Consider the following 25,209-nt stretch of genomic DNA (forward strand, 5'->3'; position numbering starts at 1 on the left):
GGCCTCAGGCCGGCGCCGGCACCCGCTCGTCGAGGCCGTGCGCCGCACGGACCACGTCGACGACCTGGCCCATGATGTCGGTGAGCCCGAAGTCCTTGGGCGTGAAGACCCGGGCCACGCCCTGCTCGCGCAGCCGCCGGGCGTCGCTGTCGGGGATGATCCCGCCGACGACGACCGGGACGTCGTGGAGGCCGGCCTCCCGCAGCCCGCGCAGCACCGCCGGGACCACCTGCAGGTGCGAGCCGGACAGCACCGACAGCCCGACGACGTGCACGTCCTCCTCCACCGCGGCCGACACGATCTGCGCGGGCGTGAGCCGGATGCCCTGGTAGACCACCTCGAAGCCGGCGTCCCGGGCGCGGACGGCGATCTGCTCGGCGCCGTTGGAGTGCCCGTCGAGGCCGGGCTTGCCCACCAGGAAGCGCAGCCGCCCGCCGAGCTCCTCGCCGGTGGCGCGCACCCGCTCGCGCACCCGCACGAGCGTCTCGTCGGCCTCGCCGCCGCCGGTGGCCGCGGCCACGCCGGTGGGCGCCCGGTACTCACCGAACACCTCGCGCAGCGCGCCGGCCCACTCCCCCGTCGTCACGCCCGCGCGGGCGCACTCGAGGGTGGCGGCCACGAGGTTCTCGTCGGTGCCGGCGACCTCGCGCAGCCGGGCGAGCGCGCGCCGCACCGCCTCGGCGTCCCGCCCGGCGCGCCACGCCCGCACCGCCTCCTGCGCCGCGGACTCCACGGCGGGGTCCACCGCCTGGACGGCGGCGTCGAGGTCGGCCAGCAGCGGGTTGGGCTCGGTGCCCTCGAACCGGTTGACGCCGACGACGACGTCCTCGCCGCTCTCCATCCGGCGGCGGCGCTCGGCCAGCGAGGCGACCAGCCGGCCCTTCATGTAGCCGGACTCGACGGCGGCCACCGCGCCGCCCATCCCCTGCACGCGGGCGATCTCGGCGCGGGCGCCCTCCACCAGCTCGGCGACCTTGCGCTCGACGACCACCGAGCCGGTGAACAGGTCGTCGTACTCGAGCAGGTCGGTCTCGTAGGCGAGCACCTGCTGCAGCCGCAGCGACCACTGCTGGTCCCAGGGGCGGGGCAGGCCGAGCGCCTCGTTCCAGGCCGGCAGCTGCACCGCGCGGGCGCGGGCGTCCTTGGACAGCGTCACCGCGAGCATCTCCAGCACGATCCGCTGGACGTTGTTCTCCGGCTGCGCCTCGGTCAGGCCCAGGGAGTTGACCTGCACCCCGTAGCGGAAGCGCCGGTGCTTCGGGTCGCGCACGCCGTAGCGCTCCTCGGTCAGCTCGTCCCAGAGCCGGGTGAAGGCGCGCATCTTGCACATCTCCTCGACGAAGCGGACGCCCGCGTTGACGAAGAAGGAGATGCGCGCGACCACCTCGCCGAAGCGCTCCGGCGGCACCTGGCCGGAGTCGCGCACCGAGTCCAGCACGGCGATCGCGGTGCTCATCGCGTAGGCGATCTCCTGCACCGGCGTCGCCCCGGCCTCCTGCAGGTGGTAGCTGCAGATGTTGATCGGGTTCCACTTCGGCATCGCCGTGACGGTGTAGGCCACCATGTCGGTGATCAGGCGCATCGAGGGCCCCGGCGGGAACACGTAGGTCCCCCGCGACAGGTACTCCTTGATGATGTCGTTCTGCGTCGTCCCGGCCAGCGCGGCGACGTCGTGGCCCTGCTCCTCGGCGACCACCTGGTAGAGCGCGAGCAGCCACATCGCGGTGGCGTTGATCGTCATCGACGTGTTCATCCCGTCGAGCGGGATGCCGTCGAAGAGCGCGCGCACGTCACCGACGTGCGCCACCGGCACACCGACCTTGCCCACCTCACCGACGGCGAGCTCGTCGTCGGGGTCGTAGCCGGTCTGCGTGGGCAGGTCGAAGGCCACCGACAGGCCGGTCTGCCCCTTCGCCAGGTTGCGGCGGTAGAGCGCGTTGGACTCCGCCGGCGACGAGTGGCCGGCGTAGGTGCGCATGACCCAGGGGCGGTCGCGGTCCTTCGGCGGCGGAGGGGACGGCATGCCCGCGGAGTGTAGGGCCCGGCTACCCGCCAGTAGCACCCCCGTCGAGGGGACGTCGGCGGTGGCACACTGGATCGTGCACTGCCGGCCCGGGAGGAGTCAGATGCTGCAGCCGGGGAGCCTCAGCTACATCGCCGGACCCGTGGTCGCGGTCGTGGTGATGGTGCTGCTGGCCCTCTTCATGCGCTGGGCCTTCGGCACCGGCCGGTCCGGCAGCACGCGACGCCGTCCGGTGCCGTCCGACGACGGCCTGCTCACCCGGGTGGCCACCCTCTCCCGCCGGGAGTCGGCGCTGGCCTTCCGCGCGGTCCTGTCCGACGCCGGGATCCGCTCCACCGTCCGCTGCCCCTCGCCGCACCGCGCCGACGTGCTGGTGTTCCCCGAGGACGCCGCCCGCGCCCGCGAGATCGCCGCCTCGTTCCCGGCGGCCTGACTACCCGTCGCGGTCGACCCGGGTGATGCCCGCGCCCAGACCGCGCAGCTGGTCGACGAAGTCGGGGTAACCGCGGTCGACGTGGTGCACGTCCTGCACCTCGGTGACGCCGTCGGAGACCAGCCCGGCCAGCACGAGGCCGGCGCCGGCGCGGATGTCGGTGGCCACCACCGGGGCGCTGGAGAGCCGCTCCCGGCCGCGGACGACGGCGTGGTGGCCGTCGATGCGGACGTCGGCGCCGAGCCGCACCAGCTCGTTGACGAACATGAACCGGCCCTCGAACACGTTCTCGGTGATGAGCGCCGTGCCCGTGGAGACGGCGGCCAGCGCGACGGCCATCGGCTGCAGGTCGGTGGGGAACCCCGGGAAGGGCAGCGTGACGACGTCGACCCCGCGGGGCCGCTCGTCCATGGCCACCCGGACGCCGCCGTCGACGACCTCCACGGTGGCGCCGGCGCTGACGAGCTTGTCCAGCGGGACGGCGAGGTGCTCGGGCACGGCCCGCTCGACGACGACGTCCCCGCGGGTCATGACCGCCCCGATGCACCAGGTGCCGGCGACGATCCGGTCGGGGACGGTGGTGTAGGTGACCGGGGCGAGCTCGGTCACGCCCTCGACGGTCAGCGTGGAGGTGCCCGCGCCGTCGATGCGCGCGCCCATCGCGGTGAGCATCGAGCAGATGTCGACGATCTCCGGCTCGCGGGCGGCGTTGTCGATCACCGTGGTGCCCTCGGCGAGCACGGCCGCCATGAGCAGGTTCTCCGTCGCCCCCACCGAGGGGAAGTCCAGCCAGATCGACGTGCCGCGCAGCCGCGGCGCGCTGGCCACCAGGAAGCCGTGCTCGCTGTGGATCGAGGCACCGAGCCGCTCGAGGCCGGAGATGTGCATGTCCAGCCCGCGGGAGCCGATCGCGTCGCCGCCGGGCAGCGCCACCCGGGCGCTGCCGCAGCGGGCCACCAGCGGGCCGAGCACGCTGATCGACGCGCGCATCCGGCGCACCAGGTCGTAGTCGGTCTCGGTGGCCGGGTCGTCGGGCACGTCGACGACCACCCGCCCGCCGCCACCGGACAGCCCCGACCGCTCGTAGGTGACGCCGCAGCCGAGCCGGCGCAGCACCTCGCTCATGATCGAGACGTCGAGGATGTCGGGCACCTCGTCGACCGTCGTGCGCCCGGAGGCCAGCAACGCGGCGGCCATGAGCTTGAGGGCGCTGTTCTTCGCCCCCGTGACGCGCACCCGGCCGGTCAGGGCCGTGCCGCCGGTCACCTCGAAGCACTGCACCGGCCCACCCTACGGTGGCGCGCCGGCGCGCTCCGCCCACCTCCTAGGCTCGCCGGCATGACGGTCCGGCTGACGCGCATCTACACGAAGACCGGTGACGCCGGCCAGACGCACCTGGGCGACATGAGCCGGGTGACCAAGACCGACCCGCGGCTGGTCGCCTACGCCGACGTCGACGAGGCCAACAGCGTGCTCGGGATCGCCCTGGCCCTCGGGTCCCCGTCGCCGGAGCTCACCGACCTCGTGCGCAGCGTCCAGAACGACCTGTTCGACGTCGGCGCGGACCTGTCGACGCCGGTGGTGCCCGACCCCGCGCACCCGCCGCTGCGGGTGACCGCCGCCTACACCGAGCGGCTGGAGGCGGCCTGCGACGAGCACAACGAGGCGCTGCCGGCGCTGACCAGCTTCGTGCTGCCCGGGGGCACCCCGCTGGCGGCGCTGCTGCACCAGGCGCGGGTCGTCGTGCGGCGGGCCGAGCGCAGCGTGTGGGCGCTGCTGCAGGCCGACGGCGAGCGCACCAACCCCGAGACCGCGCGCTACCTCAACCGGCTCTCGGACCTGCTGTTCATCCTCGCCCGCGAGGCCAACCCGGACGGCGACGTGCTGTGGGAGCCCGGCGCGCACAGCGGCGTGCACGCCCAGCGGGCGGCGCGCCGGTGAGCTGACCGGAGCTCAGGAGCCCGGGGGCGCCGACTCCACCCAGGAGAGGAACCCGGTCACCGTCGAGGGCTCCATGGCCAGCTCCTTGCGGCCGCTGCCGGTCGCGCAGGACAGGACGACGACGTCGTCGGGCAGGGCGACGTCCTCGGGGCCAGCACCACGACGGCTCTCCACCCGCACCTCGTGGCGGCACAGCCGCTGCTGGGGCCGCACCGACAGCGACAGGCCGCGGTACCACAGCAGCGCGTCGCCGCCGTACCAGGCCACGCCGACCGACCAGCGGGAGCTCCCGGCCGGGCGCAGCCACATGGTCACCGCGCCGAGCCCGCTGAGCAGCAACCGCCGGCGCAGCAGGAAGGCGACCACCACGGCGACCACCAGCGCGGCGGCCACGACGATCAGGACGGTGGTCACCGGCGGGGTGGCGCGGGGAGGTCCGGTCGGGTCAGGCGGACTGGCCGGCGGCCTGCAGTCGCGACTGCGCGCGACGGACGGCGGCCCGGGCCTCCGGGTCGTCGCCGCCTTCCTCGGCCCGGCGCAGGGCCTCACGGGCACGCTCCACGTCGATCTCGGAGGAGATCTCGGCCGTCTCGGCGAGGATGGAGACCTTGGTCGGGGTGACCGAGAGGAAGCCGCCGTGCGCGGCGACGACGAGGTCGTCGCCCTCGACGGTGCGGATGGTGACCACGCCGCCGGGGGCGAGCTCACCGAGGAGCGGGGCGTGGCTGGGCAGGACGCCGATCTCGCCCTCGGTGGTCCGGGCGATGACCATGCTGGCCTCGCCGGACCAGATCGTCCGCTCGACGGCCACCAACTCGACCTGCAGGGTCGCCACGACACTCCTCCGGGTCCACCGACGGGCGGTGTTCAGGACGCCGGCCGGGAAGCGGGCACGGCGACGGTCCTCCCCACTCTAGCCGCGGCCGGCCCGGCGCCCCGTGGGGGCCGGGCAACGTGCTGGAACGGCCACCCTTCAGGGGCCCGCGCCGAGCCTGCGAGGCGTGGGGGGAAGGGTGGTCCTTCTTCAGGCGGCGCGGCGGTAGAGCAGCGTCCAGCGGCCCACCCGCACCCAGGGGTGGCGGACGGTGGAGGCCGGCGCCCAGTCCTCGGTGTCGTAGCGGATGTCGTCGACGTGGGACACCGGCGCCGACGGCGGCCAGGTCCAGCCGGGGTCGGGGGTGCTGATCGGCAGCCGGCTCACCGTCGCGTCCGTGCTCGTCCCGTCCAGCCAGTCCATCGTCGTCTCCCGCAACCGAGCGTCCGGTCCCTCCGGGCGCCACCTGCTCGATCGGCAAGCAGGCTCCCGCTCTTGAGGGGTCAACCGCCAGGCCCGTTGCCCACGGACGGCGGGTGTGAACCACTCCGCCGGGTGTTTCCTGGCCGGTCCCGACGCTCCGTCACCGGTCCCGCACGGACGACGTCCGCGCAGGTCACGGACGCGTAACGGCCGGGCACCCCGTTCGGGGTGCCCGGCCGTCGTGCGCTCCGTGCCGGGGAACGGCCTCCCTCGCCGGGTCCCGCCGCGACCGGCGGGGGCGAGGGGCCGTCCTCAGCCGCGCTTGAGCTTCTCGGCGTTGCGCTCGAGGTCCTCGAGGCCACCGCACATGAAGAAGGCCTGCTCGGGCACGTGGTCGTAGTTGCCCTCGGTGAGCGCCTTGAACGCCTCGAGGGTCTCCGACAGCGGCACGAACGAGCCGGGCTGCCCGGTGAAGGCCTCGGCCACGAACATGTTCTGCGAGAGGAAGCGCTCGATGCGCCGGGCCCGGTTGACCGTGACCTTGTCCTCCTCGGAGAGCTCGTCGATGCCGAGGATGGCGATGATGTCCTGCAGCTCCTGGTAGCGCTGCAGGATCTGCTTCACCGTCTGGGCGATCGCGTAGTGCTCCTGCCCGACGTACTGCGGGTCGAGGATCCGGCTGGTGGAGTCCAGCGGGTCGACGGCCGGGTAGATGCCCTTCTCCGAGATCGGCCTCGAGAGCACCGTCGTCGCGTCGAGGTGGGCGAAGGTGGTGTGCGGCGCCGGGTCGGTGATGTCGTCGGCGGGCACGTAGATGGCCTGCAGCGAGGTGATCGAGTGGCCGCGGGTCGAGGTGATCCGCTCCTGCAGCTCGCCCATCTCGTCGGCCAGGGTCGGCTGGTAGCCCACCGCGGAGGGCATGCGGCCCAGCAGCGTGGAGACCTCCGAGCCGGCCTGCGTGAACCGGAAGATGTTGTCGATGAAGAGCAGCACGTCCTGGTTCTGCTCGTCGCGGAAGTACTCCGCCATCGTCAGCGCCGACAGCGCCACCCGCAGGCGGGTGCCCGGCGGCTCGTCCATCTGGCCGAAGACCAGCGCGGTGGAGTCGATGACGCCGGACTCGGTCATCTCGGTGATGAGGTCGTTGCCCTCGCGGGTGCGCTCGCCGACGCCGGCGAACACCGACACGCCACCGAACTCCTGCGCGACGCGGCGGATCATCTCCTGGATGAGCACCGTCTTGCCCACGCCGGCGCCGCCGAACAGGCCGATCTTCCCGCCGGCCACGTAGGGGGTCAGCAGGTCGATGACCTTGATGCCGGTCTCGAGCAGCTCGGTGCGGCCCTCGAGCTGGTCGAAGCGCGGGGCGTGCCGGTGGATCTCCCAGCGCGGGGCGTCCAGGCCGTAGCCGGGCTCGTCGAGGCACTGGCCCAGCGCGTTCCACACGTGGCCGGTGGTGACGTCGCCGACGGGCACCGAGATGGCCGAGCCGGTGTCGGTGACCGCCGCGCCGCGGACCAGGCCGTCGGTGGGCTGCATGGAGATGGTGCGGACCACGTTGTCACCCAGGTGCTGGGCGACCTCGAGGGTCAGCGTCTTGCCCAGGTCGGCGAGGGTGACCTCCACCTCCAGGGCGTTGAACAGGTCGGGCATCGCGTCGCGCGGGAACTCGACGTCGACGACCGGCCCGGTGACCCGGACGACGCGGCCGGCGGCCTGCGTCGACTGGGTGGACGGACGGTCCTCGGTGACGGTCATGGGAGTCGCTCCTGGCTCGGGTGGTTCGGGTGTCAGTCGTCGGCGCCGGCGGAGACCAGTGCGTCGGCGCCGCCGACGATCTCACTGATCTCCTGGGTGATCTCGGCCTGCCGGGCCTGGTTGGCCTGGCGGGAGAGGTTCTTGGCCAGCTCCTCGGCGTTGTCGGACGCCGACTTCATCGCCCGCCGCCGCGACGCCGACTCCGAGGCGGCCGCCTCGAGCATCGCCGCGTAGATGCGGGTGGTGACGTACTTGGGGAGCAGCGCGTCGAGCAGCGCCTCGGCCGAGGGCTCGAACTCGTAGGACGTCGGGACGCCGCTGTCGCCGGTGCGCCCGGCCTCGCGGTCCTCCCGCTCGTAGTCGAACTCCTCGACCTCCTCGATCTCCAGCGGGGCCATCCGCTTGGCGACCGGGACCTGGGCCAGCAGCGACCGGAACTCGGTGTAGACGATGTGCAGCTCGTCCACGCCGTCCGCGCCCGAGCCGCCGTCACCGTCGTCCTGACCGGCGGTGAAGGCGTCGATGAGCGCGGCACCGACCTCCTGCGCGTCGGTGTAGCCGGGCTGCTCGGAGAAGCCGGTGAAGGTCTGCTCCATCGGGCGGTCGCGGAAGGAGTAGTAGGTCTCCCCCTTGCGGCCGACGACGTAGAGCACCGGCTCCTTGCCCTCCTGCCGCAGCAGGGAGAGCAGCTCCTCGGTGCGCCGGAGCACGTTGACGTTGTACGAGCCGGCGAACCCGCGGTCGGAGGTGATCACCAGGACCGCCGCGCGGCGGGCGTCCGGGCGCTCGGTGAGCAGCGGGTGGTCCAGCGACGCCGACGAGGCCAGCGCGGACAGGACGCGGGTGATCTCCCGGGCGTAGGGCTTGGAGGCCTCCACCCGGGCCTGGGCACGCACGATGCGGGCGCCGGCGATCAGCTCCTGGGCCGAGAAGATCTTCTTCGTCGACTGGGTGGAGCGGATGCGGCGCCGCAGCGCGCGGAGCGAACCGGCCACCGCCTCAGCCCTTCTTGACCTGGACGCGCTCCTGGCCACGCTCGGACGCGTCCATGGCCTCGGCCTCGGGCTCGGTCAGCGAGCTGCCGTCGGAGGTCGTGAACTGCTGCGAGAAGGCGGCCACCGCCCGCTCGAGGCCCTGCACCGCGTCGTCACCCAGGGTCTTCGACGTGCGGATCTCGTCGAAGACGCCGGTCTCGTTGCGGGCGACGTGGTCGAGGAACTCCGCCTCGAAGCGGCGGACGTCGCCCACCGGCACGCGGTCGAGCTTGCCGGTGGTGCCCAGCCACAGCGAGACGACCTCGCGCTCCACCGGGTAGGGCTGGTACTGGCCCTGCTTGAGCAGCTCGACGAGCCGCTGCCCGCGATCGAGGGTGGCGCGGCTGGAGGCGTCGAGGTCCGAGGAGAAGGAGGCGAACGCCTCGAGCTCCCGGTACTGCGCAAGGTCCAGCCGCAGCCGGCCGGCGACGGACTTCATCGCCTTGATCTGGGCCGAGCCACCGACCCGGGACACCGAGATGCCGACGTTGATCGCCGGACGCACGCCGGAGTTGAACAGACCGGTCTCGAGGAAGATCTGCCCGTCGGTGATCGAGATGACGTTGGTCGGGATGTAGGCCGACACGTCGTTGCCCTTGGTCTCGATGAGCGGCAGCCCGGTCATCGAGCCCGCGCCCATCTCGTCGGAGAGCTTCGCGCAGCGCTCCAGCAGGCGGGAGTGGAGGTAGAAGACGTCGCCGGGGTAGGCCTCGCGGCCCGGCGGGCGGCGCAGCAGCAGCGAGACGGCGCGGTAGGCCTCGGCCTGCTTGGACAGGTCGTCGAACACGATCAGGACGTGCTTGCCCTCGTACATCCACTGCTGGCCGATGGCCGAGCCGGTGTAGGGGGCGATGTACTTGAAGCCGGCCGACTCCGACGCGGGGGCGGCGACGATGGTCGTGTACTCCATCGCGCCGGCCTCCTCGAGCGCCGCGCGGATGGCGGCGATCGTGGAGCCCTTCTGACCGACGGCGACGTAGATGCAGCGCACCTGCTGCGCCGGGTCGCCGGTGGCCCAGGCCTCCTTCTGGTTGATGATCGTGTCGGTGACGATGGCCGTCTTGCCGGTCTGGCGGTCGCCGATGACCAGCTGGCGCTGGCCGCGGCCGATGGGGGTCATGGCGTCGATGGCCTTGATCCCGGTCTGCAGCGGCTCGTGCACCGACTTGCGCTGCACCACGGTGGGCGCCTGCAGCTCCAGCGCCCGGCGGCCGGTGGTGGCGACCGGGCCGGCGCCGTCGATCGGGTTGCCCAGCGGGTCGACGACGCGGCCGAGGTAGCCGTCGCCGACCGGCACCGAGAGGACCTCGCCGGTGCGGCGGACCTGCTGGCCCTCCTCGATGCCGGCGAAGTCGCCGAGGACGACCACGCCGACCTCGCGCACGTCGAGGTTGAGGGCCAGGCCACGGACGCCGCTCTCGAACTCGAGCAGCTCGTTGGTCATGACCGAGGGCAGGCCCTCGACACGGGCGATGCCGTCGCCGGCCTCGGTGACGATCCCGACCTCTTCCCGGGAGACGTCCGGGGAGTACTCGGTGACGTAGTTCTGGATGGCACTGCGGATCTCGTCTGCGGAGATCGTCAGCTCGGCCATGGCTCGCGTCCTCTTCCCTGCTGGGTGCTGCTGCTGGGTGGTGTCTGGAGTGGGGTGGGGGGTCAGCCCGTGAGCCGCCGGCCCGCGATCTCGAGCCGGTTGGCGATGCTGCCGTCGATGACCTCGTCACCGACGCGGACGACCAGGCCGCCGAGGACTCCGGGGTCCACGGTCACCTGCAGGCCGATGGCCCGCCCGTAGACCCGGCCGAGCACGTCGCGGAGCCGCTGCTCCTGCTGCGCGGTCAGCGGCACGGCACTCGTCACGTGGGCGACGGACCGGCCGCGCCGCGCGGAGGCGGCCTCCGACAGGCGCACGACCCGGTTCTCCGAGTTGCCCACGTGCCGCGTGGTCAGCGAGTTCCGCAGCAGCAGCTCGCTCACCGGGCTGACCCGGCCGGAGACCAGCCGGTCGAGCAGCGCGGTCTTCCCCTCGGCGGGAGCGCGGTCGTCGGAGAGGATGCGGGCCAGCTCGCCGTCACCGGCGACGATCCGCCCGAACCGGAACAGCTCGTCCTCCACGCCCTCGAGCTCGCCGCGGGCCTCCGCCGCGTCCAGCGCGGCCTGGGTGGCCAGGTCCTCCATGGCCTCGACCAGGTCCAGCGGCCGCGACCAGCGCTGCCGCGCGACGGTCTGCACCAGGTCGACGGTGGCCTCGGAGACCCGCCCCCCGAGGATCCGCGCGACGAGTCCGGCACGGTCGGCGGGCTTGGCCGCCGGGTCCGACAGCGCCCGCCGCAGCGTGACCTGGCCGTCGAGCAGCCGCGCCACCGCGAACAGCTCGTCGGCGAAGGCCAGCAGCCCCGGGCCCGCGGCCCCCCGTGTCGTCTCCGCCAGGCGCTCACGCGAGAGCGTGAGCGCCTGCCGACTGGAGGCGTCCATCAGCGGTCGCCGCCGGGCACGAACACGGTGCTGCCGGTCCGCCCGTCACCGGGCGCGCCGGGGGCCATGCCGTCGAGCTGGTCGAGGAAGCGGTCGACGGTGCCGCGGCGCCGCGCGTCGTCCTCGAGGGACTCGCCCACCACCCGGCCGGCGAGGTCGACGGCGAGCGCGCCGATCTGGCCGCGCAGCTCGTTGACGACCGACTGCCGGTTGGCGGCCAGCTGCTCCTCGCCGCGGGCGACGATCCGCGCGGACTCCTCCTGCGCCTGGGCACGCAGCTCGGCGAGGATCTGCTGCCCCTCGGCCCGTGCCTGGTCGCGGATCTGCGCGGCCTCGGTGCGGGCCTCGGCGAGCTGCGCGCGGTACTGCTCGAGCGCGGCGCGCGCCTCGGCCTGCATCGCCTCGGCCCGCTCGATCCCGCCCTCGATCGCCTCGCGGCGGGCCCGGAAGACCTGCTCGAAGCGCGGCGCGATGAACCTGAAGAAGACCAGCATGACGACCGCGAAGGCGATCAGGCCGATGATGATCTCACCGAGCGGAGGGAGGAGCGGGTTCCCGCTCTCCGCTGCGAGGGTGCTCATGCGTTCAGTGTCCCTGTCTCGTGTCGGCGCCCGGGCCCGCTGCTGCGGATCAGGTGAAGATGAAGGGGACGACGAAGCCGATGAGCGCGAGGGCCTCGGAGAGGGCGAACCCGAGGAACGCGTAGGTGCGGGTCAGGCCGGCCGACTCGGGCTGGCGGGCGGTGGCCTGGATGTAGGCCGCCCAGACGATGCCGACGCCGATGCCCGGGCCGATGGCGGCCAGGCCGTAGCCCATCGTCCCGACATTGCCGTTGAGCTCTGCCAGTACCTCGATCATGCGGGGTGTTCCTCCTGTGTCGTCGCCCGGAGTGCTCCGGGCGGCTTGCGGGGGTCGTGCGGGTGGTGCGGTCCGGGTGGCGCGGGGGGCCGGGTCGGCCCCTCAGTGCCCGGGGCTCAGTGCTCGGCCTCGATCGAGCCGTTGAGGTAGGTCCCCATCAGCACGGTGAAGACGTAGGCCTGCAGGAAGATGACCAGCAGCTCGAAGAAGGTCATCACGATCGCCATCAGCGCCGAGACCGGGCCGAAGACGAACGAGAAGTTGTCGCGGCTGAACAGGTAGACCGCGCCGAGGGAGAAGACGACCAGCAGCATGTGGCCGGCGAACATGTTGGCGAAGAGCCGGACCGCCAGGGTGAACGGCCGCACGACGAAGTTCTGCAGGATCTCGATCGGGGTGACGAGCACGTACATCGGCTTGGGCACGCCCGGGAGGAACAGGATGTCCTTGAAGTAGCGGCCGGCGCCCTGCTCGCGGATGCCGATGTAGATGTAGACGAGCCAGCAGATGCCGGCCAGCACCAGCGGGAACGCGAACTTCGACATCGGCGAGATCTGCGCCAGCGGCAGGATCGCCATGAAGTTGTTCGCGAGGATGAAGAAGAAGAGCGACGCGAGGAACGGTGCGAAGGGCAGCCCCTTCGGACCGACGACGTCGCGGGCGATGCCGTCGCGGACGAGCGAGTAGCCGCTCTCACCGACGAACTGCAGCTTGCCCGGCACGATCTGCGGCCGGCGCACCGTCATGACCATGAAGACGAGCATCGCCAGGGTGGCGAACCACAGGCCGAGCGTGATGCGGGTGATGGCGAAGTCGACGCCCAGCAGGGAGAACTCGGCGATCGGCTCGGGGTTGAACTCCGCGATGCTCGGAGCCTCGAACCCGTCCCCGCCAGACTCGGCCGCGAGTACGCCTGCGAGCGCGAGGGCGCTGGAGGTCACCGTTGTCCCTTCTGCGTCCTGGGCCGGCTCCGTCGTCCGCCCGGGGTGGTGCTCTTCTCGGGTGCACCAGGGGTTGGTGGCAGCCCGCCGTACCGTTTGACGACCAGGTAGATGGCCGCCGCCATGCCGAGGATGATCCCGACCGGCAGGAACACGCGCGTGTCCAGCCACCGGTCGAGCAACCACCCGGCACCGCCCCACACGGCCATCCCCGAGATCATGGTCCCGATGACGGCGTAGCCGGTCTCGGCACCGCTGCCCCGAGGAGCGGCTGGTCGCGCAGGTCGAGACCGGGAATCCCCGCGCACGGGGTCGTCCTCGGTCATCGCGGGGACCCTATCAGCCGCGTGTCGCGGGCCCTTCCGGTGCCGGGGGGACGGTCCCCTGACCGGGTGGCGCGGGCGGCTGGACGTAGTAGATCGGGCGGGTCCAGACCCAGCGCAGCTGGACGCCGCTCCACAGCAGCGCGCCGACGACGACCGACCAGGCCATCGTCAGCCGGTCGAGCCAGCCGTCCTCCGGTAGCGCGCCCAGCACGGCGAAGAGCACGACGGCCTTGACGAAGAAGGCACCGAGCGCCGCCGGGAGGGTGTAGGAGTCGTGGATCCGGCCGGCCCAGGCGATGACGACACCGGAGACGACGAAGAACGCCGTCACCACCGCTGCGCCGACCAGCACGCCGGCGGCGTCGGCCCAGCCGGCGACGAGTCCGACGACCACGGCGGCCACGACGGCGACGGCGCCGGTGACGAGCGCGCCGACGCGCAGGAAGGAGAGGTCCCACGGGACCTGCCGCTCGGGCGCGGGGGCGGTCATCGGACTCCCTGGGGCGACGGCGTGCCGGCCGGGTCGCCGGGTCGGCCGGGGACGGTCGGGCCGGCGGGCGGGGTGGCGGGACGGACGGCGCGGGCGCTGGGGTGGGCGGCGCGGCTGCGCCGCCGCTGGGCGGCGATCTCCGCGGCGCGGGCCTCCCGGGCGGCCCGGCGGGTGTGCGGGGCGAGGACGACGACGACGCCCACGACCAGCAGCGCGGCGATGAGCACGAGCAGCTCCGCCTTCCCGCCGGTCACCGACAGGGCCACCGCGCCGAAGGACAGCAGGGCCGCCCAGAAGTACATGGTGAGCACGGCGCGGCGGTGCGAGTGGCCGATGGCCAGCAGCCGGTGGTGCAGGTGCATCTTGTCCGGCGAGAACGGCGACTGGCCACGCCGGGTGCGGCGGACGACGGCCAGCACCAGGTCGATGAACGGGATGAACAGGACCGCGACCGGCACGAGCAGGGGCAGCGCGAGGGGCAGCAGGCTGGCCGCCGAGTCGAAGGACTGCGCGTCGACGCGACCGGTGGCGCTCACCGCGGCCGCCGACAGCATGAGCCCGACGAGCATCGACCCGGAGTCGCCCATGAAGATCCGGGCCGGGCTGAAGTTGTGCGGCAGGAACCCCAGGCAGGCGCCGGCGAGCACGGCGGTCACCAGGGCGGGGGCGCTGGCGACGTCGTCGTAGCCGACCCGGCTGAGGTTGTAGCTGTAGGCGAAGAAGGCCAGCGCGGCGATCGCCGAGACGCCGGCAGCCAGCCCGTCGAGGCCGTCGATGAAGTTGAGCGCGTTCACCGTCAGGACGGTCAGCAGGATGGTGAGCGGCACGCCGACGTCCGGGCCGAACGAGATGGTGCCGATGTCGGCCACCGGCAGGAACAGGAACGCCAGCTGGACGCCGATGAGCACCATGACCCCGGCCGCGGCGATCTGCCCCGTGAGCTTGGTGAGCGCGTCGAGGCCGAACTTGTCGTCGAGCACGCCGAGCAGGCAGATCAGCCCGCCGGCGATGAGGACGGCGGCGGTCTGGGAGTCGTCGAAGGTGCGCTGCAGCGCGGGCAGCCGGGTGGCCACCATGACCGCCGCGGCCACGCCGAGGTACATGGCCACGCCACCGCCGCGCGGGGTCGGGATGACGTGCACGTCGCGCTCGCGGGGCGCCGCCATCATCCGCAACCGGACCGCGGCGACCCGCACGACCGGGGTGGCCAGGAAGGTGACCAGCCCGGCGGTCAGCAGCACGACGGCGTACTCGCGCACGGGTCAGCCTCCGCGGGGACCGGCGGAGGTGCTCATCGCGACGGTGCTCCCGGGGCCAGACGACGGTGCGGAACCCCCACGGTATCGCCCGGACCTGGCACGCAGCGGGACGCGGCGGGCGACGGGGTCCGCCGTCAGTCCGTGAGGTCCGGCACGACCTCGCGCAGCCGGTCGACCGGCACCGCGCCGACGCGCAGCACGCGGGGCACCGGGCCGGTGCAGTCGACGATGGTGCTCGGGACGGCCTCCGCCCGGGGTCCGCCGTCGAGGACGACCGCGGCGTGCTCGCCGAGCTGGGCCACCGCCTCCTCCGCCGTCGTCGCGGCCGGCCGGCCGGAGCGGTTGGCGCTGGACACCGCCAGCGGGCCCGTGCGGCGCAGCAGCTCGCGGGCGACGTCGTCGTCGGGGAGGCGGACGGCGACGGTGCCCTCGGCGTCGCCCAGGTCCCAGGCCAGCGACGGCGCGTGCTCGACGACGAGGGTCAGCCCGCCGGGCCAGAACGCCTCGGCGAGGCGCGTCGCCACCCGGGGCACGCTGAGGGTCAGCCCGCCCAGCGTCGAGGCCTCGCCGATCAGCACGGGCACCGGCATGGCCCGGCCGCGGTTCTTCGCGGCGAGCAGCGCGGCGACGGCGGGCGGTGCGAACGCGTCGGCGCCCACGCCGTAGACGGTGTCGGTGGGCAGGAGCACCAGCTCGCCGCGGCCGATCGCCGCGGCGGCGGCGTCCACGCCCGCGGCGCGCGCCTCCGGGTCGGTGCAGTCGTAGAGATCGGCCACGGGGGGTCAGTGTCGCCGAACGCGGCGGGCGGTGGTGAAGCGGGGCCGCCCGGCCAGGTCGGGGTGGTCGGCGACGTCGTCGAACGCGCCGTGCGCCCGCACCACCGCGGGCAGCGCGCTCCCCTGCTGGTCGGCGTGCTCGACGCCGAGCGCGCCGCCGTCGCGCAGCAGCCGGGCGGCGGTGCGCAGCAGCCCGCGGACGACGTCGAGGCCGTCGGGGCCGCCCCACAGGGCCAGCGGCGGGTCGTGGTCGGCGACCTCGCGCGGCACCCGGGCGCCGTCGGGCACGTAGGGCGGGTTGGAGACGACGAGGTCGACGGCGCCGTCGAGCTCGGGCAGCAGGCCCGGGTCGGTCATGTCGCCGGCGAGCACGGTCACCGGCCGGTCGCCGGTGGCGGCGCGCAGCGCGGCGTTGTGCCGGGTCCACTCGACGGCGCCGGGGTCGCGCTCGACGGCGGTGACCCGCGCGCCGGGGTGCTCGGCGGCGACGGACAGCGCGATGGCACCCGACCCGCTGCCGAGGTCGACGACGACGGGCTCGGGGACGCCGGCCAGCCGCTCGAGCGCCCACTCGACGAGCTGCTCGGTCTCCGGCCGCGGCACGAACACCCCGGGGCCGACGGCGAGCTCGAGGTGGCGGAAGGGCGCGCGGCCGGTGAGGTGCTGCAGCGGCACCCGCTCCGCCCGCTGGTCGAGCAGCGCGGCGAACCGGGCCGCGGCGTCGTCGTCGACCCGGTCGCGGGTGAGCAGCGCCGTGCGGGGGACGCCGAGGACGTGGGCGAGCAGCAGCTCGGCGTCCACCCGCGGCGACTCGACACCGACCGCGGCGAGCCGCCGCGCGGCCTCGGCGAGCAGCGCGCGCGCGTTCAGGAGCCGGCCGCCAGGAGCTCGGCGGTGTGGGCCCGGGTGAGCGCGTCGATGACCGGGTCGAGCTCGCCGTCGAGGACCTGATCGAGGTTGTGCGCCTTGAAGCCCACCCGGTGGTCGGAGATGCGGCTCTCCGGGAAGTTGTAGGTGCGCACCCGCTCGCTGCGGTCGACCGTGCGCACCTGGCTGCGCCGCTGGTCGCTCGCGGTGGCCGCGGCCTCCTCGCGGGCGGCGGCCAGCAGCCGGGAGCGCAGCACGCGCAGCGCGGACTCGCGGTTCTGCAGCTGGCTCTTCTCGTTCTGCGAGCTGACCACGATGCCGGTGGGCAGGTGGGTGATGCGCACGGCGGAGTCGGTGGTGTTCACGCTCTGCCCGCCGGGCCCGGAGGAGCGGAAGACGTCGATGCGCAGGTCGCCCGGGTCGACGGTGACGTCGACCTCCTCGGCCTCGGGCAGCACCAGGACGCCGACGGCGGAGGTGTGGATGCGGCCCTGCGACTCGGTGACCGGCACCCGCTGCACCCGGTGCACGCCGCCCTCGAACTTCAGCCGCGACCAGATGCCCTCGTCGGTCCGGGACTTCACCGCGATCGAGACGTCCTTGTACCCGCCGAGCTCGGCCGGGACGGCGTCCAGGACCTCGGTGGCCCAGCCGCGGCGCTCGGCGTAGCGCAGGTACATGCGCAGCAGGTCGCCGGCGAACAGCGCCGACTCCGCGCCGCCCTCCCCCGCCTTGATCTCGAGGATGACGTCCTTGTCGTCGTCGGGGTCCTTCGGCAGCAGCAGCTCGCGCAGCCGGTCGGTCAGCTCGTCGACCCTGCCCTCCAGCTCCGTGACCTCGTCCCGGAAGGAGGGGTCCTCGGCGGCCAGCTCGCGGGCGGCCGCCAGGTCGTCGCGGGCGGCGTCGAGCGCCCGGGCGGTCTCCACGAGGGGGGCGAGCTGCGCGTAGCGGCGGCCCAGCCGGCGGGCACGGGCCTGGTCGGCGTGCACGGCCGGGTCGGCCAGCTCGGTCTCCAGCGCGGCGTGCTCGTCGAGCAGCCCGCGCAGCCGGTCGGGTGCGGCGTCGGTGGGGCTGCTCATCGGGCGGACCTCTCGTGCGGAGCGGGGCACTTCCGCGGAAGTGCACACCGGGTGGGGCGGACACGACGACGGCGCCCGTCCCACACGAGGTGGGACGGGCGCCGTCGGGGGGACTACTTGCCGGCGTTCGCGCCGCGCTTGCCGAACCGCTTCTCGAAGCGGGCCACGCGGCCACCGGTGTCGAGGATGCGCTGCTTGCCGGTGTAGAAGGGGTGGCAGGCCGAGCAGGTCTCGACGGTCAGCTGGCCGCTGGGCGCGGTGCTGCGGGTGGTGAAGGTGTTCCCACACCCACAGGTGACCGTGGTGGTGTGGTAGTCGGGGTGGATACCGGGCTTCATGATGCGGGCCTCTTCCGGGGACGTCTCGGTGCTGTCTGGCTGAACGCCGGCGGCCGGCCGGTCATTCCGGGCACGCAGCGGGGCTCGGCCGCCCAGTGTCCCAGACGGCCGGAGCCCGCTGCCGCGAGGTGCTAGTCGCGCTCGGGGCCGAGCGTCGTCTTCTGGATCTGCATGAGGAACTCGACGTTGTTGCGCGTCTTGCGCAGCTTGTCGAGCAGCAGCTCCAGCGCCTGCTGCGGCTCGAGCGCGGCGAGCACCCGGCGCAGCTTGATGACGATGGCCAGCTCGTCGGGCGAGAGGAGGATCTCCTCCTTGCGGGTGCCCGACGCGTTGACGTCGACGGCCGGGAAGACCCGCTTGTCCGCCAGCCGGCGGTCGAGCTTGATCTCCGCGTTCCCCGTGCCCTTGAACTCCTCGAAGATGACCGTGTCCATCGTGGAGCCGGTCTCGACCAGCGCCGAGGCGAGGATGGTCAGCGAGCCGCCGTTCTCGATGTTGCGGGCGGCGCCGAGGAAGCGCTTGGGCGGGTAGAGCGCCGTGGAGTCCACACCGCCGGAGAGGATGCGCCCGCTCGCGGGGGCGGCCAGGTTGTAGGCGCGGCCCAGGCGGGTGATCGAGTCCAGCAGGACGACGACGTCGTGGCCCATCTCGACCAGGCGCTTGGCGCGCTCGATCGACAGCTCCGCGACCGTGGTGTGGTCCGACGGCGGCCGGTCGAAGGTCGAGGCGATGACCTCGCCCTTCACCGAGCGCTGCATGTCGGTGACCTCCTCGGGCCGCTCGTCGACGAGGACGACCATGAGGTGGCACTCGGGGTTGTTCGTGGTGATCGCGTTGGCGATCGCCTGCAGCACCATCGTCTTGCCGGCCTTGGGCGGCGAGACGATGAGGGCGCGCTGCCCCTTGCCGATCGGCATGACGAGGTCGATGACCCGGGTGGTCAGCTGCTGCGGCTCGGTCTCCAGCCGCAGGCGCTCCTGCGGGTAGAGGGGGGTCAGCTTGGTGAACTCCGGCCGGTTGCGGGCCTGCTCGGGGTCCAGGCCGTTGACCGAGTCGAGGCGGACCAGCGCGTTGTACTTGTCCTTGCGCTCCCCCTCGCGCGGCTGCCGGACGGCGCCGGTGATCGCGTCACCGCGGCGCAGGCCGTGCCGGCGCACCTGGGACAGCGACACGTAGACGTCGTTGGGCCCGGTCAGGTAGCCCGAGGTGCGGACGAACGCGTAGTTGTCGAGCACGTCGAGGATGCCGGCCACCGGCAGCAGGACGTCGTCCTCGCTGACGGTGGGCTCGGTCGGCTGGTCGAAGCGCTCCCGGCCGGTGCGGCGGTTGCGGTCGCGGTAGCGACGGCCCCGGCGGCCGCGGCCGCCCTCGAAGTCGTCGTCGTCCTCGTCGGCCCGGTCGTCGCGGCTGCGGTCGGTGCGGTCGCGGTCGGTGCGGTCGCGCTCGGTGCGGTCGGTGCGGCCGCCGCGCTCGCTGCGCTCGCCGCGGTCGGGACCGCGGTGGCCGTCGGTCCGGTTGCCGTCGGTGCGGTTCCCGTCGGGACGGTCGCGCTCGGTGCGGTCGCGCTCGGGGCGGTTGCCGTCGGTGCGGTTGCCGTCGGTGCGGTTGCCCTCGCGGCCTCCGTCCCGGGTGCGCTCGGCGCGCTCGCCGTCGCGGGTCCGCTCGCCGTCGCGGGTCCGCTCGGCACGGTCGCCGTCGCGGTCGCGGCTGTCGCGGTCGCGGGTCCGGCCGCGCTCCCGGCGCGGGCGGTCGCTCTCGGCACGGTCGTCGTCGGCGCGCTCGCGGTCGGCCTGCTCGCCCTCGGTCCGCTCGGCGGGCGGGGCGGTCACCGGGCCGCCGTTGGCGCCTCCGCTGACGGGGGCCTCGATCGGCGCGGCGGTGGCGGCGACGCCCCGCGCGGCGGGCGCGGCGGCGTCCTCGGCGGTCGGCGCACCGGCGGGACGGCTGGCGGCACGGCGGCGGCGCGGCGCGCTCTCGGTGCCGTCGGCGGCCGGGGCGCTCACCGGGCCGCCGTTGGCGCCTCCGCTGACGGGGGCCTCGATCGGCGCGGCGGTGGCGGCGACGCCCCGCGCGGCGGGCGCACCGGCGTCCTCGGCCGCGCTGGGGGCCGGCGTGCTGGAGGCGGGGGTGCTGGGGGCCGGGTCGCCGCCGACCTGGCGGGCGGAGATGGCGGCGACGAGGTCGCCCTTGCGCATGCGGCCCGTGCCGGAGATGCCCAGCTCGGCCGCGAGCCGCTGGAGCTCGGGGAGCAGCATCCCGGCCAGCCCGCTGCCGCGGCGGCGGGACCGGCCCGCCGTCCCCGGAGCAGCAGGTGCCTCACCCGCGGCGCCCTCGGGGGCACCGACGGCGGCGAGGTCGGTGGTTTCGCTCACGTACAGGTCCTTCCCTGCGGTGACCTGCGCCTACCAGCGCAGGGGGTGACCCGACAGCTGCCCGTCCGGCCGGTGTGGCGGGACAGCAGGACAGACCGCGGATCGAGTGGGTGCGGGACGGATCGGCGCCGACGGTGAGAACGTCTGCAACGCCCCGCGCGAGGCTCGCCCGAGAAGAGCGGCTACGCCCGAAGACTAGACTCGCCCTGCGACCGGGACAACACCGCTGGCCTGCGGTGTGTTCCTCGTTATGCAGACGATACCCCAGGCGCTCCGCGCACCACGCGGACGCCGTCGGCGTCCACCTCCAGGGGGTAGAGGTCCCACCCGTCCGGGGTGAGCGACGTCACCCCCCGCACTCCGGCGTTCCCGTCCGCGGCGGTGAGGACGAGCAGGCTCGGCCCGGCCCCGGAGACCGTCGCGGCGTGGCCGGCCGCCCGCAGCCGGTCGAGCAGCGCGGCCGACCCGGGCATCGCGGCGGCGCGCTGGCGCTGGTGCAGCCGGTCCTCGGTGGCCTCGAACAGCAGCCGCGGGTCGCAGGTCAGCGCGTGCACCAGCAGCGCGGCGCGGCCGGCGGCGTGCGCGGCGTCGGCGTGCGGGACGGCGTCGGGCAGCAGCCCGCGGGCGACGTGCGTCGACAGCGTCGCCGCCGGCACCAGGACGAGTGGGCGTACGCCGGCGGCGACCGGCAGCCGCACGGCGCGGGCGCCGCACTCCCCCATCCACGACAGCGTGGCCCCGCCGAGCAGGCACGGCGCGACGTTGTCGGGGTGGCCCTCGAGCTCGGTCGCCAGCCGGAGCACGGCGTCGTCGTCCCGGACGTCGACGTCGGGGCACAGCTCGAACGCGCCGACGACGCCGGCGACGACGGCCGCGGCCGACGAGCCCATCCCCCGGCCCTGCGGGATGCCGTTGGCGGCTCGCACGCGCAGGCCGGGCGGGGACCAGCCGAGCACGTCGCAGGCGGCGCGGAAGGCCCGCACGACCAGGTGCGAGGCGTCGGTCGGCAGCTCCCCCGCCCCGGCGCCGGACACCTCGACGGCCAGCCCGGAGTCGGCGACGGCGAACTCGACGACGTCGTGCAGCGCGAGCGCCAGTCCCGCGCAGTCGAACGCGGGGCCGAGGTTCGCGCTGGTGGCGGGGACCCGGACGCGGACGGCGGCGCCGCTCACAGGCCCAGCTGCGCGGCGGCCGCGGCGGCGTCGACCGGGATCGTCACCGGGGCGGGCGCACCGGAGATGGCCCAGTCGGGGTCCTTGAGGCCGTTGCCGGTGACCGTGCAGACGACGCGCTGCCCGGGCGCGAGCTCACCGGCGGCGGCCACCTTGAGCAGCCCGGCCACCGACGCGGCCGAGGCCGGCTCGACGAAGACGGCCTCGCTGCGGGCGAGCAGCCGGTAGGCGGCGAGGATCTCGCGGTCGGTGACGGCGTCGATGCGCCCGCCGGAGTCGTCGCGGGCGGCCAGCGCCTTGGTCCACGACGCGGGGTTGCCGATGCGGATGGCGGTGGCGATGGTGCTGGGCTGCTCGACGACGCGCCCGGTGACGATCGGCGCGGCACCGGCGGCCTGGAAGCCCCACATCCGCGGGCGCCGCGTGGCCGGGCCGTCGTCGGCGTACTCGCGGTAGCCCTGCCAGTAGGCGGTGATGTTGCCGGCGTTGCCCACCGGCAGGCAGTGCACGTCGGGGGCGTCGCCGAGGGTGTCGACGACCTCGAACGAGGCGGTCTTCTGCCCCTCGATGCGGAACTGGTTGACGCTGTTCACCAGGCTCACCGGGTAGTCGATGGCGAGCTTGCTGGCCAGCGCGAGGCAGTCGTCGAAGTTGCCGTCGACCTGCAGCAGCTTGGCGCCGTGCACGAGCGCCTGCGCCAGCTTGCCGAGCGCGATCTTGCCCTGGGGCACGAGGACGGCGCAGACCATGCCGGCGCGCGCGGCGTAGGCGGCGGCGCTGGCGCTGGTGTTGCCGGTGGAGGCGCAGATGACCGCCTGCGCGCCCTCCTCCTTGGCCTTGGTGATGGCCATGGTCATGCCGCGGTCCTTGAACGACCCGGTCGGGTTGGCCCCCTCGACCTTGAGGAACACCTCGCAGCCGGTGCGCCGCGACAGCTCGACGGCCGGCACCAGCGGGGTGGCCCCCTCGTGCAGGGTGACCACCGGCGTGCTCGCGGTGACCGGCAGCCGCGACCGGTAGGCCTCGATCAGCCCCGGCCAGGACGGGGAGACGGTCCCGCGCAGCGTCCCGGTCATGACAGCCCCTCCACCCTCAGCACGCTGGTGACACCGCGGACCGCGGGCACCTCCCGCAGCGCGGCGATCGTCGCCGACAGCGCCGCGTCCGGGGCGCTGTGGGTGACGATGACCAGCGTGGCGGCGTCGCCGTGCCCGTCCTGGCGGACGGTGGCGATGCTCACCTCGTGGCGCGCGAACTCGGTCGCCACGGTGGCCAGCACCCCGGGGACGTCGGCCACGTCGAGGCTGACGTGGTAGCGCGTCGGCGTCTCGGCGATCGGCCGGGCCGGCAGGTCGGCGTAGGCGCTCGGGCCCGCCCCGGCGGCACCGGCCACCCGGTTGCGCGCGACGGCGACCAGGTCGCCGAGCACCGCGCTGGCGGTCGGCTCGCCACCGGCGCCCTGGCCGTAGAACATCAGCTGCCCGGCGGCCTCGGCCTCGACGAAGACGGCGTTGAAGGCGCCGCCGACGGCGGCCAGCGGGTGCGCCGTCGGGATCATCGCCGGGTGCACGCGGACGGCCACCGAGTCGCCGTCCTCCCCCGCCACCCGCTCGCAGATGGCCAGCAGCTTGACCGTGCAGCCGATCTCGGCGGCGCGGGCGACGTCGGTGGCGGTCACCGACGAGATGCCCTCGCGGTGCACGTCGGCGGCGGTGACGGCGGAGTGGAAGGCCAGCGAGGCGAGGATCGCGCCCTTGGCGGCGGCGTCGAAGCCGTCGACGTCGGCGGTCGGGTCGGCCTCGGCGTAGCCCAGCTCGGTGGCCTCCGCGAGCGCCTCGCTGAACCCGGCGCCGGTCTCGGCCATCCGGGACAGGATGTAGTTGGTCGTGCCGTTGACGATGCCGACCACCCGGCGGATCTGGTCGCCGGCCAGCGACTCGCGCAGCGGCCGCAGCAGCGGGATCGCCCCGGCCACCGCCGCCTCGTAGTAGAGGTCGACGCCGGCCTTGGCGGCCGCCGCGTGCAGCGCGACGCCGTCCTCGGCCAGCAGCGCCTTGTTCGCGCTGACCACCGACCTGCCCGACTCGATGGCGGCGAGGATCAGCGAGCGCGCCGGCTCGAGGCCGCCGATCACCTCGACGACGAGGTCGACGTCGTCGCGGGTGACCAGGCCCAGGGCGTCGGTGGTGAGCAGGTGCGCGGGCACCTCGGGGTGCCGGTCGGGCCGGCGGACGGCGACCCCGGCGACCTGCACCGGCCGGCCGACCCGGGCGGTGAGGTCGGCGGCCTGCTCCTCGACCAGCCGCAGCACCGCGCTGCCGACCGTGCCGCAGCCCAGCAGGGCGACCTTGAGCGGGTTCACGAACGGGCTCCCACGGGGTGCTCGGGGGCGGGCTGGTCGATCGCCGGCGAGGGCGCCGGGACGTTCGCCAGGACGGCGTCGAGGGCGAACACGTCGGCCAGCGTCTGGCGCCGGACGACCTCGGTGGCCGCGCCGTCGCGGACGGCGACCACCGGCGGCTTGAGCAGGTAGTTGTAGTTGCTGGCCATCGACCAGCAGTAGGCGCCGGTGGCCGCGACCGCGAGCAGGTCGCCGGGCTGCACGTCCGAGGGCAGCCACAGGTCGCGGACGAGCACGTCACCGCTCTCGCAGTGCTTGCCGACGACCCGGCACAGCGCCGGAGGGGCGTCGGACGTGCGGTTGGCCAGCACGCAGGTGTAGTCCGCGTCGTAGAGGGCGGTGCGGATGTTGTCGCTCATCCCGCCGTCGACCGACACGTAGTTGCGCACCTGCGGCCCGCCGTGCCCGCCGCTGCCCAGCCGGACCGGCTTGATGGTGCCGATCTCGTAGAGGGTGACCGTGCCGGGTCCGGCGATCGCCCGGCCGGGCTCGACGGCCAGCCGCGGCACCGGCAGGTCCAGCGCCGCGCACTCGGCGGCCACCACGGTGCGCAGTCGCCGGGCGACGTCGCCGGGGGCGACCGGGTCGTCGTCGGGCAGGTAGGCGATGCCGAAGCCGCCGCCGAGGTTGAGCTCGCCGAGCACCTCGCCGGTGGCCTGGTGCACCTGGCCCATCAGCCCGACGACGCGGTGCGCGGCCGCCTCGAAGCCGGCGGTGTCGAAGATCTGCGAGCCGATGTGGCTGTGCAGGCCCGAGAGGTGCAGGGCGGGCTCGCGGATCACCCGGACGGCGGCGGTCAGCGCGTCGCCGGTGGCCAGCGAGAAGCCGAACTTCTGGTCCTCGTGGGCGGTGGCGATGAACTCGTGGGTGTGCGCCTCGATGCCGACGGTGGTGCGCACCAGCACCGGCACCGGGGCGCCCCCGGCGGCGACCCGCGCTCCGGCCAGCGGCACCAGCCGGTCGATCTCGTCGAAGGAGTCGAGGACGACGTGGCCGATGCCGGCGTCCACCGCTAGCTGCAGCTCCACCGGCGACTTGTTGTTGCCGTGCAGCGCGATGCGCTCCGCGGGGAACCCGGCGGCCAGGGCGACGGCGAGCTCGTTGCCGCTGCACGCGTCCAGGTGCAGGCCGTCGTCGGCCAGCCACCGGGCCACCTGCCCGCAGAGGAAGGCCTTGGACGCGTAGTGGACGTCGGCGCCGGTGAACGCGGTCGCGAAGTCGGCGGCGCGGCCGCGGAAGTCGTCCTCGTCGAGGACGAACAGCGGGGTGCCGTGCGCGCGGGCCAGCTCGGTGACCGGCCGGCCGCCCAGGTGCAGCTCGCCGTCGACCCGGTGGGCCGAGCGCGGCCAGACCTGCGGGTCGAGCGCACCGAGGTCGGCCGGCGGCAGCCCCACCGAGGGCGGCGGGGTCATCCCCCCGTGCAGCGGGC

The 25,209-nt window shown here is 74.2% G+C and carries 26 protein-coding genes; 2 read left to right on the plus strand and 24 right to left on the minus strand.

The features are described from left to right. Positions 1-4: 4 nt before the first annotated feature. Positions 5-2,023 (minus strand): protein meaA, encoded by a 2,019-nt coding sequence (locus BLQ97_RS00915; RefSeq protein WP_091362460.1) that lies wholly within the window; start codon positions 2,021-2,023, stop codon positions 5-7. Between the two features lie 103 nt (positions 2,024-2,126). Here BLQ97_RS00915 and BLQ97_RS00920 point away from each other — a divergent pair, with 103 nt between their 5' ends. Beyond that, positions 2,127-2,456: a hypothetical protein gene (locus BLQ97_RS00920; RefSeq protein ID WP_091362461.1), complete on the plus strand. Its 330-nt coding sequence runs from the start codon at positions 2,127-2,129 to the stop codon at positions 2,454-2,456. Here the strand turns inward: BLQ97_RS00920 and murA are convergent, their stop codons facing one another. After that, positions 2,457-3,737, minus strand: coding sequence for a UDP-N-acetylglucosamine 1-carboxyvinyltransferase (gene murA / locus BLQ97_RS00925; protein ID WP_091362462.1), 1,281 nt, complete (start codon positions 3,735-3,737; stop codon positions 2,457-2,459). A gap of 57 nt (positions 3,738-3,794) precedes the next feature. Here murA and BLQ97_RS00930 point away from each other — a divergent pair, with 57 nt between their 5' ends. Then, a complete protein-coding gene (locus BLQ97_RS00930; RefSeq protein ID WP_091362463.1) occupies positions 3,795-4,397 on the plus strand; it encodes a cob(I)yrinic acid a,c-diamide adenosyltransferase in 603 nt (200 codons plus the stop codon). A 12-nt stretch (positions 4,398-4,409) separates the two neighbouring features. Here the strand turns inward: BLQ97_RS00930 and BLQ97_RS00935 are convergent, their stop codons facing one another. From BLQ97_RS00935 to lysA, 22 genes are all read right to left on the minus strand, one after another. Continuing rightward, positions 4,410-4,811, minus strand: coding sequence for a DUF2550 domain-containing protein (locus BLQ97_RS00935; protein WP_091362464.1), 402 nt, complete (start codon positions 4,809-4,811; stop codon positions 4,410-4,412). Positions 4,812-4,842: 31 nt separating this feature from the next. Further along, positions 4,843-5,232, minus strand: coding sequence for a F0F1 ATP synthase subunit epsilon (locus BLQ97_RS00940; protein WP_091362465.1), 390 nt, complete (start codon positions 5,230-5,232; stop codon positions 4,843-4,845). A gap of 189 nt (positions 5,233-5,421) precedes the next feature. Then, a complete protein-coding gene (locus BLQ97_RS00945) occupies positions 5,422-5,634 on the minus strand; it encodes a hypothetical protein (RefSeq protein WP_091362466.1) in 213 nt (70 codons plus the stop codon). Between the two features lie 312 nt (positions 5,635-5,946). After that, positions 5,947-7,392, minus strand: a complete 1,446-nt coding sequence (gene atpD, locus BLQ97_RS00950; RefSeq protein WP_091362467.1) for a F0F1 ATP synthase subunit beta — start codon at positions 7,390-7,392, stop codon at positions 5,947-5,949. Between the two features lie 32 nt (positions 7,393-7,424). After that, positions 7,425-8,387 (minus strand): F0F1 ATP synthase subunit gamma, encoded by a 963-nt coding sequence (locus BLQ97_RS00955; RefSeq protein ID WP_091362468.1) that lies wholly within the window; start codon positions 8,385-8,387, stop codon positions 7,425-7,427. Positions 8,388-8,391: 4 nt separating this feature from the next. Continuing rightward, the gene (gene atpA, locus BLQ97_RS00960) at positions 8,392-10,020 is read right to left on the minus strand and encodes a F0F1 ATP synthase subunit alpha (RefSeq protein WP_091362469.1); all 1,629 of its coding nucleotides are present in this window, start codon (positions 10,018-10,020) and stop codon (positions 8,392-8,394) included. A gap of 62 nt (positions 10,021-10,082) precedes the next feature. Further along, positions 10,083-10,901: a F0F1 ATP synthase subunit delta gene (locus tag BLQ97_RS00965; protein ID WP_091362470.1), complete on the minus strand. Its 819-nt coding sequence runs from the start codon at positions 10,899-10,901 to the stop codon at positions 10,083-10,085. Then, positions 10,901-11,482, minus strand: coding sequence for a F0F1 ATP synthase subunit B (locus tag BLQ97_RS00970; protein WP_091362471.1), 582 nt, complete (start codon positions 11,480-11,482; stop codon positions 10,901-10,903). Before BLQ97_RS00970 ends, BLQ97_RS00965 begins: the two co-directional genes overlap by 1 nt. 49 nt (positions 11,483-11,531) lie before the next feature. Further along, positions 11,532-11,759, minus strand: coding sequence for an ATP synthase F0 subunit C (gene atpE, locus BLQ97_RS00975; protein WP_091362472.1), 228 nt, complete (start codon positions 11,757-11,759; stop codon positions 11,532-11,534). A 116-nt stretch (positions 11,760-11,875) separates the two neighbouring features. Next, positions 11,876-12,700: a F0F1 ATP synthase subunit A gene (gene atpB, locus BLQ97_RS00980; protein WP_091362473.1), complete on the minus strand. Its 825-nt coding sequence runs from the start codon at positions 12,698-12,700 to the stop codon at positions 11,876-11,878. Then, entirely contained in the window at positions 12,697-13,026 is a 330-nt protein-coding gene (locus BLQ97_RS00985; RefSeq protein WP_091362474.1) for an AtpZ/AtpI family protein, read from the minus strand. The genes atpB and BLQ97_RS00985 overlap by 4 nt, the downstream gene beginning before the upstream one ends. A gap of 13 nt (positions 13,027-13,039) precedes the next feature. Beyond that, positions 13,040-13,516, minus strand: coding sequence for a Cg1360 family ATP-synthase-associated protein (locus BLQ97_RS00990; protein ID WP_091362475.1), 477 nt, complete (start codon positions 13,514-13,516; stop codon positions 13,040-13,042). Continuing rightward, complete coding sequence (locus BLQ97_RS00995; protein WP_091362476.1) at positions 13,513-14,775, minus strand: glycosyltransferase family 4 protein; 1,263 nt, start codon at positions 14,773-14,775, stop codon at positions 13,513-13,515. The genes BLQ97_RS00990 and BLQ97_RS00995 overlap by 4 nt, the downstream gene beginning before the upstream one ends. Positions 14,776-14,909: 134 nt before the next feature. Further along, positions 14,910-15,551, minus strand: a complete 642-nt coding sequence (locus BLQ97_RS01000; protein WP_091362477.1) for an L-threonylcarbamoyladenylate synthase — start codon at positions 15,549-15,551, stop codon at positions 14,910-14,912. Between the two features lie 6 nt (positions 15,552-15,557). Continuing rightward, the gene (gene prmC, locus BLQ97_RS01005; RefSeq protein ID WP_091363772.1) at positions 15,558-16,421 is read right to left on the minus strand and encodes a peptide chain release factor N(5)-glutamine methyltransferase; all 864 of its coding nucleotides are present in this window, start codon (positions 16,419-16,421) and stop codon (positions 15,558-15,560) included. Further along, on the minus strand, positions 16,418-17,497 hold the full coding sequence (gene prfA, locus BLQ97_RS01010; RefSeq protein WP_091362478.1) for a peptide chain release factor 1: 1,080 nt from the start codon (positions 17,495-17,497) through the stop codon (positions 16,418-16,420). Before prfA ends, prmC begins: the two co-directional genes overlap by 4 nt. A gap of 113 nt (positions 17,498-17,610) precedes the next feature. After that, positions 17,611-17,835, minus strand: coding sequence for a 50S ribosomal protein L31 (gene rpmE, locus BLQ97_RS01015; protein ID WP_091108322.1), 225 nt, complete (start codon positions 17,833-17,835; stop codon positions 17,611-17,613). A gap of 131 nt (positions 17,836-17,966) precedes the next feature. Further along, a complete protein-coding gene (rho, locus tag BLQ97_RS01020) occupies positions 17,967-20,207 on the minus strand; it encodes a transcription termination factor Rho (RefSeq protein ID WP_091362479.1) in 2,241 nt (746 codons plus the stop codon). A gap of 248 nt (positions 20,208-20,455) precedes the next feature. Next, positions 20,456-21,379, minus strand: coding sequence for a homoserine kinase (thrB, locus tag BLQ97_RS01025; protein ID WP_091362480.1), 924 nt, complete (start codon positions 21,377-21,379; stop codon positions 20,456-20,458). After that, positions 21,376-22,455, minus strand: a complete 1,080-nt coding sequence (thrC, locus tag BLQ97_RS01030; RefSeq protein WP_091362481.1) for a threonine synthase — start codon at positions 22,453-22,455, stop codon at positions 21,376-21,378. The genes thrB and thrC overlap by 4 nt, the downstream gene beginning before the upstream one ends. After that, a complete protein-coding gene (locus BLQ97_RS01035) occupies positions 22,452-23,741 on the minus strand; it encodes a homoserine dehydrogenase (RefSeq protein ID WP_091362482.1) in 1,290 nt (429 codons plus the stop codon). The genes thrC and BLQ97_RS01035 overlap by 4 nt, the downstream gene beginning before the upstream one ends. Next, positions 23,738-25,192 carry a diaminopimelate decarboxylase gene (gene lysA, locus BLQ97_RS01040; protein WP_175471545.1) on the minus strand — a complete coding sequence of 485 codons (1,455 nt, stop codon included), beginning with the start codon at positions 25,190-25,192 and terminating at the stop codon, positions 23,738-23,740. The genes BLQ97_RS01035 and lysA overlap by 4 nt, the downstream gene beginning before the upstream one ends. Positions 25,193-25,209 lie beyond the last annotated feature (17 nt).

The organism is Geodermatophilus telluris (genome assembly GCF_900102745.1).
GTDB classification, from domain to species: Bacteria; Actinomycetota; Actinomycetes; order Mycobacteriales; family Geodermatophilaceae; genus Geodermatophilus; species Geodermatophilus telluris.

What these genes read in the sequence shown, in the direction of transcription:
- BLQ97_RS00915 (WP_091362460.1), bottom strand. Translation starts at nt 2,023, where the DNA reads ATGCCGTCCCCTCCGCCGCCGAAGGACCGCGACCGCCCCTGGGTCATG.
- BLQ97_RS00920 (WP_091362461.1), top strand. Translation starts at nt 2,127, where the DNA reads ATGCTGCAGCCGGGGAGCCTCAGCTACATCGCCGGACCCGTGGTCGCG.
- BLQ97_RS00930 (WP_091362463.1), top strand. Translation starts at nt 3,795, where the DNA reads ATGACGGTCCGGCTGACGCGCATCTACACGAAGACCGGTGACGCCGGC.
- BLQ97_RS00945 (WP_091362466.1), bottom strand. Translation starts at nt 5,634, where the DNA reads ATGGACTGGCTGGACGGGACGAGCACGGACGCGACGGTGAGCCGGCTG.
- atpD (WP_091362467.1), bottom strand. Translation starts at nt 7,392, where the DNA reads ATGACCGTCACCGAGGACCGTCCGTCCACCCAGTCGACGCAGGCCGCC.
- atpA (WP_091362469.1), bottom strand. Translation starts at nt 10,020, where the DNA reads ATGGCCGAGCTGACGATCTCCGCAGACGAGATCCGCAGTGCCATCCAG.
- BLQ97_RS00965 (WP_091362470.1), bottom strand. Translation starts at nt 10,901, where the DNA reads ATGGACGCCTCCAGTCGGCAGGCGCTCACGCTCTCGCGTGAGCGCCTG.
- BLQ97_RS00970 (WP_091362471.1), bottom strand. Translation starts at nt 11,482, where the DNA reads ATGAGCACCCTCGCAGCGGAGAGCGGGAACCCGCTCCTCCCTCCGCTC.
- atpE (WP_091362472.1), bottom strand. Translation starts at nt 11,759, where the DNA reads ATGATCGAGGTACTGGCAGAGCTCAACGGCAATGTCGGGACGATGGGC.
- BLQ97_RS00985 (WP_091362474.1), bottom strand. Translation starts at nt 13,026, where the DNA reads ATGACCGAGGACGACCCCGTGCGCGGGGATTCCCGGTCTCGACCTGCG.
- BLQ97_RS00990 (WP_091362475.1), bottom strand. Translation starts at nt 13,516, where the DNA reads ATGACCGCCCCCGCGCCCGAGCGGCAGGTCCCGTGGGACCTCTCCTTC.
- prfA (WP_091362478.1), bottom strand. Translation starts at nt 17,497, where the DNA reads ATGAGCAGCCCCACCGACGCCGCACCCGACCGGCTGCGCGGGCTGCTC.
- rpmE (WP_091108322.1), bottom strand. Translation starts at nt 17,835, where the DNA reads ATGAAGCCCGGTATCCACCCCGACTACCACACCACCACGGTCACCTGT.
- thrC (WP_091362481.1), bottom strand. Translation starts at nt 22,455, where the DNA reads ATGACCGGGACGCTGCGCGGGACCGTCTCCCCGTCCTGGCCGGGGCTG.
- lysA (WP_175471545.1), bottom strand. Translation starts at nt 25,192, where the DNA reads ATGACCCCGCCGCCCTCGGTGGGGCTGCCGCCGGCCGACCTCGGTGCG.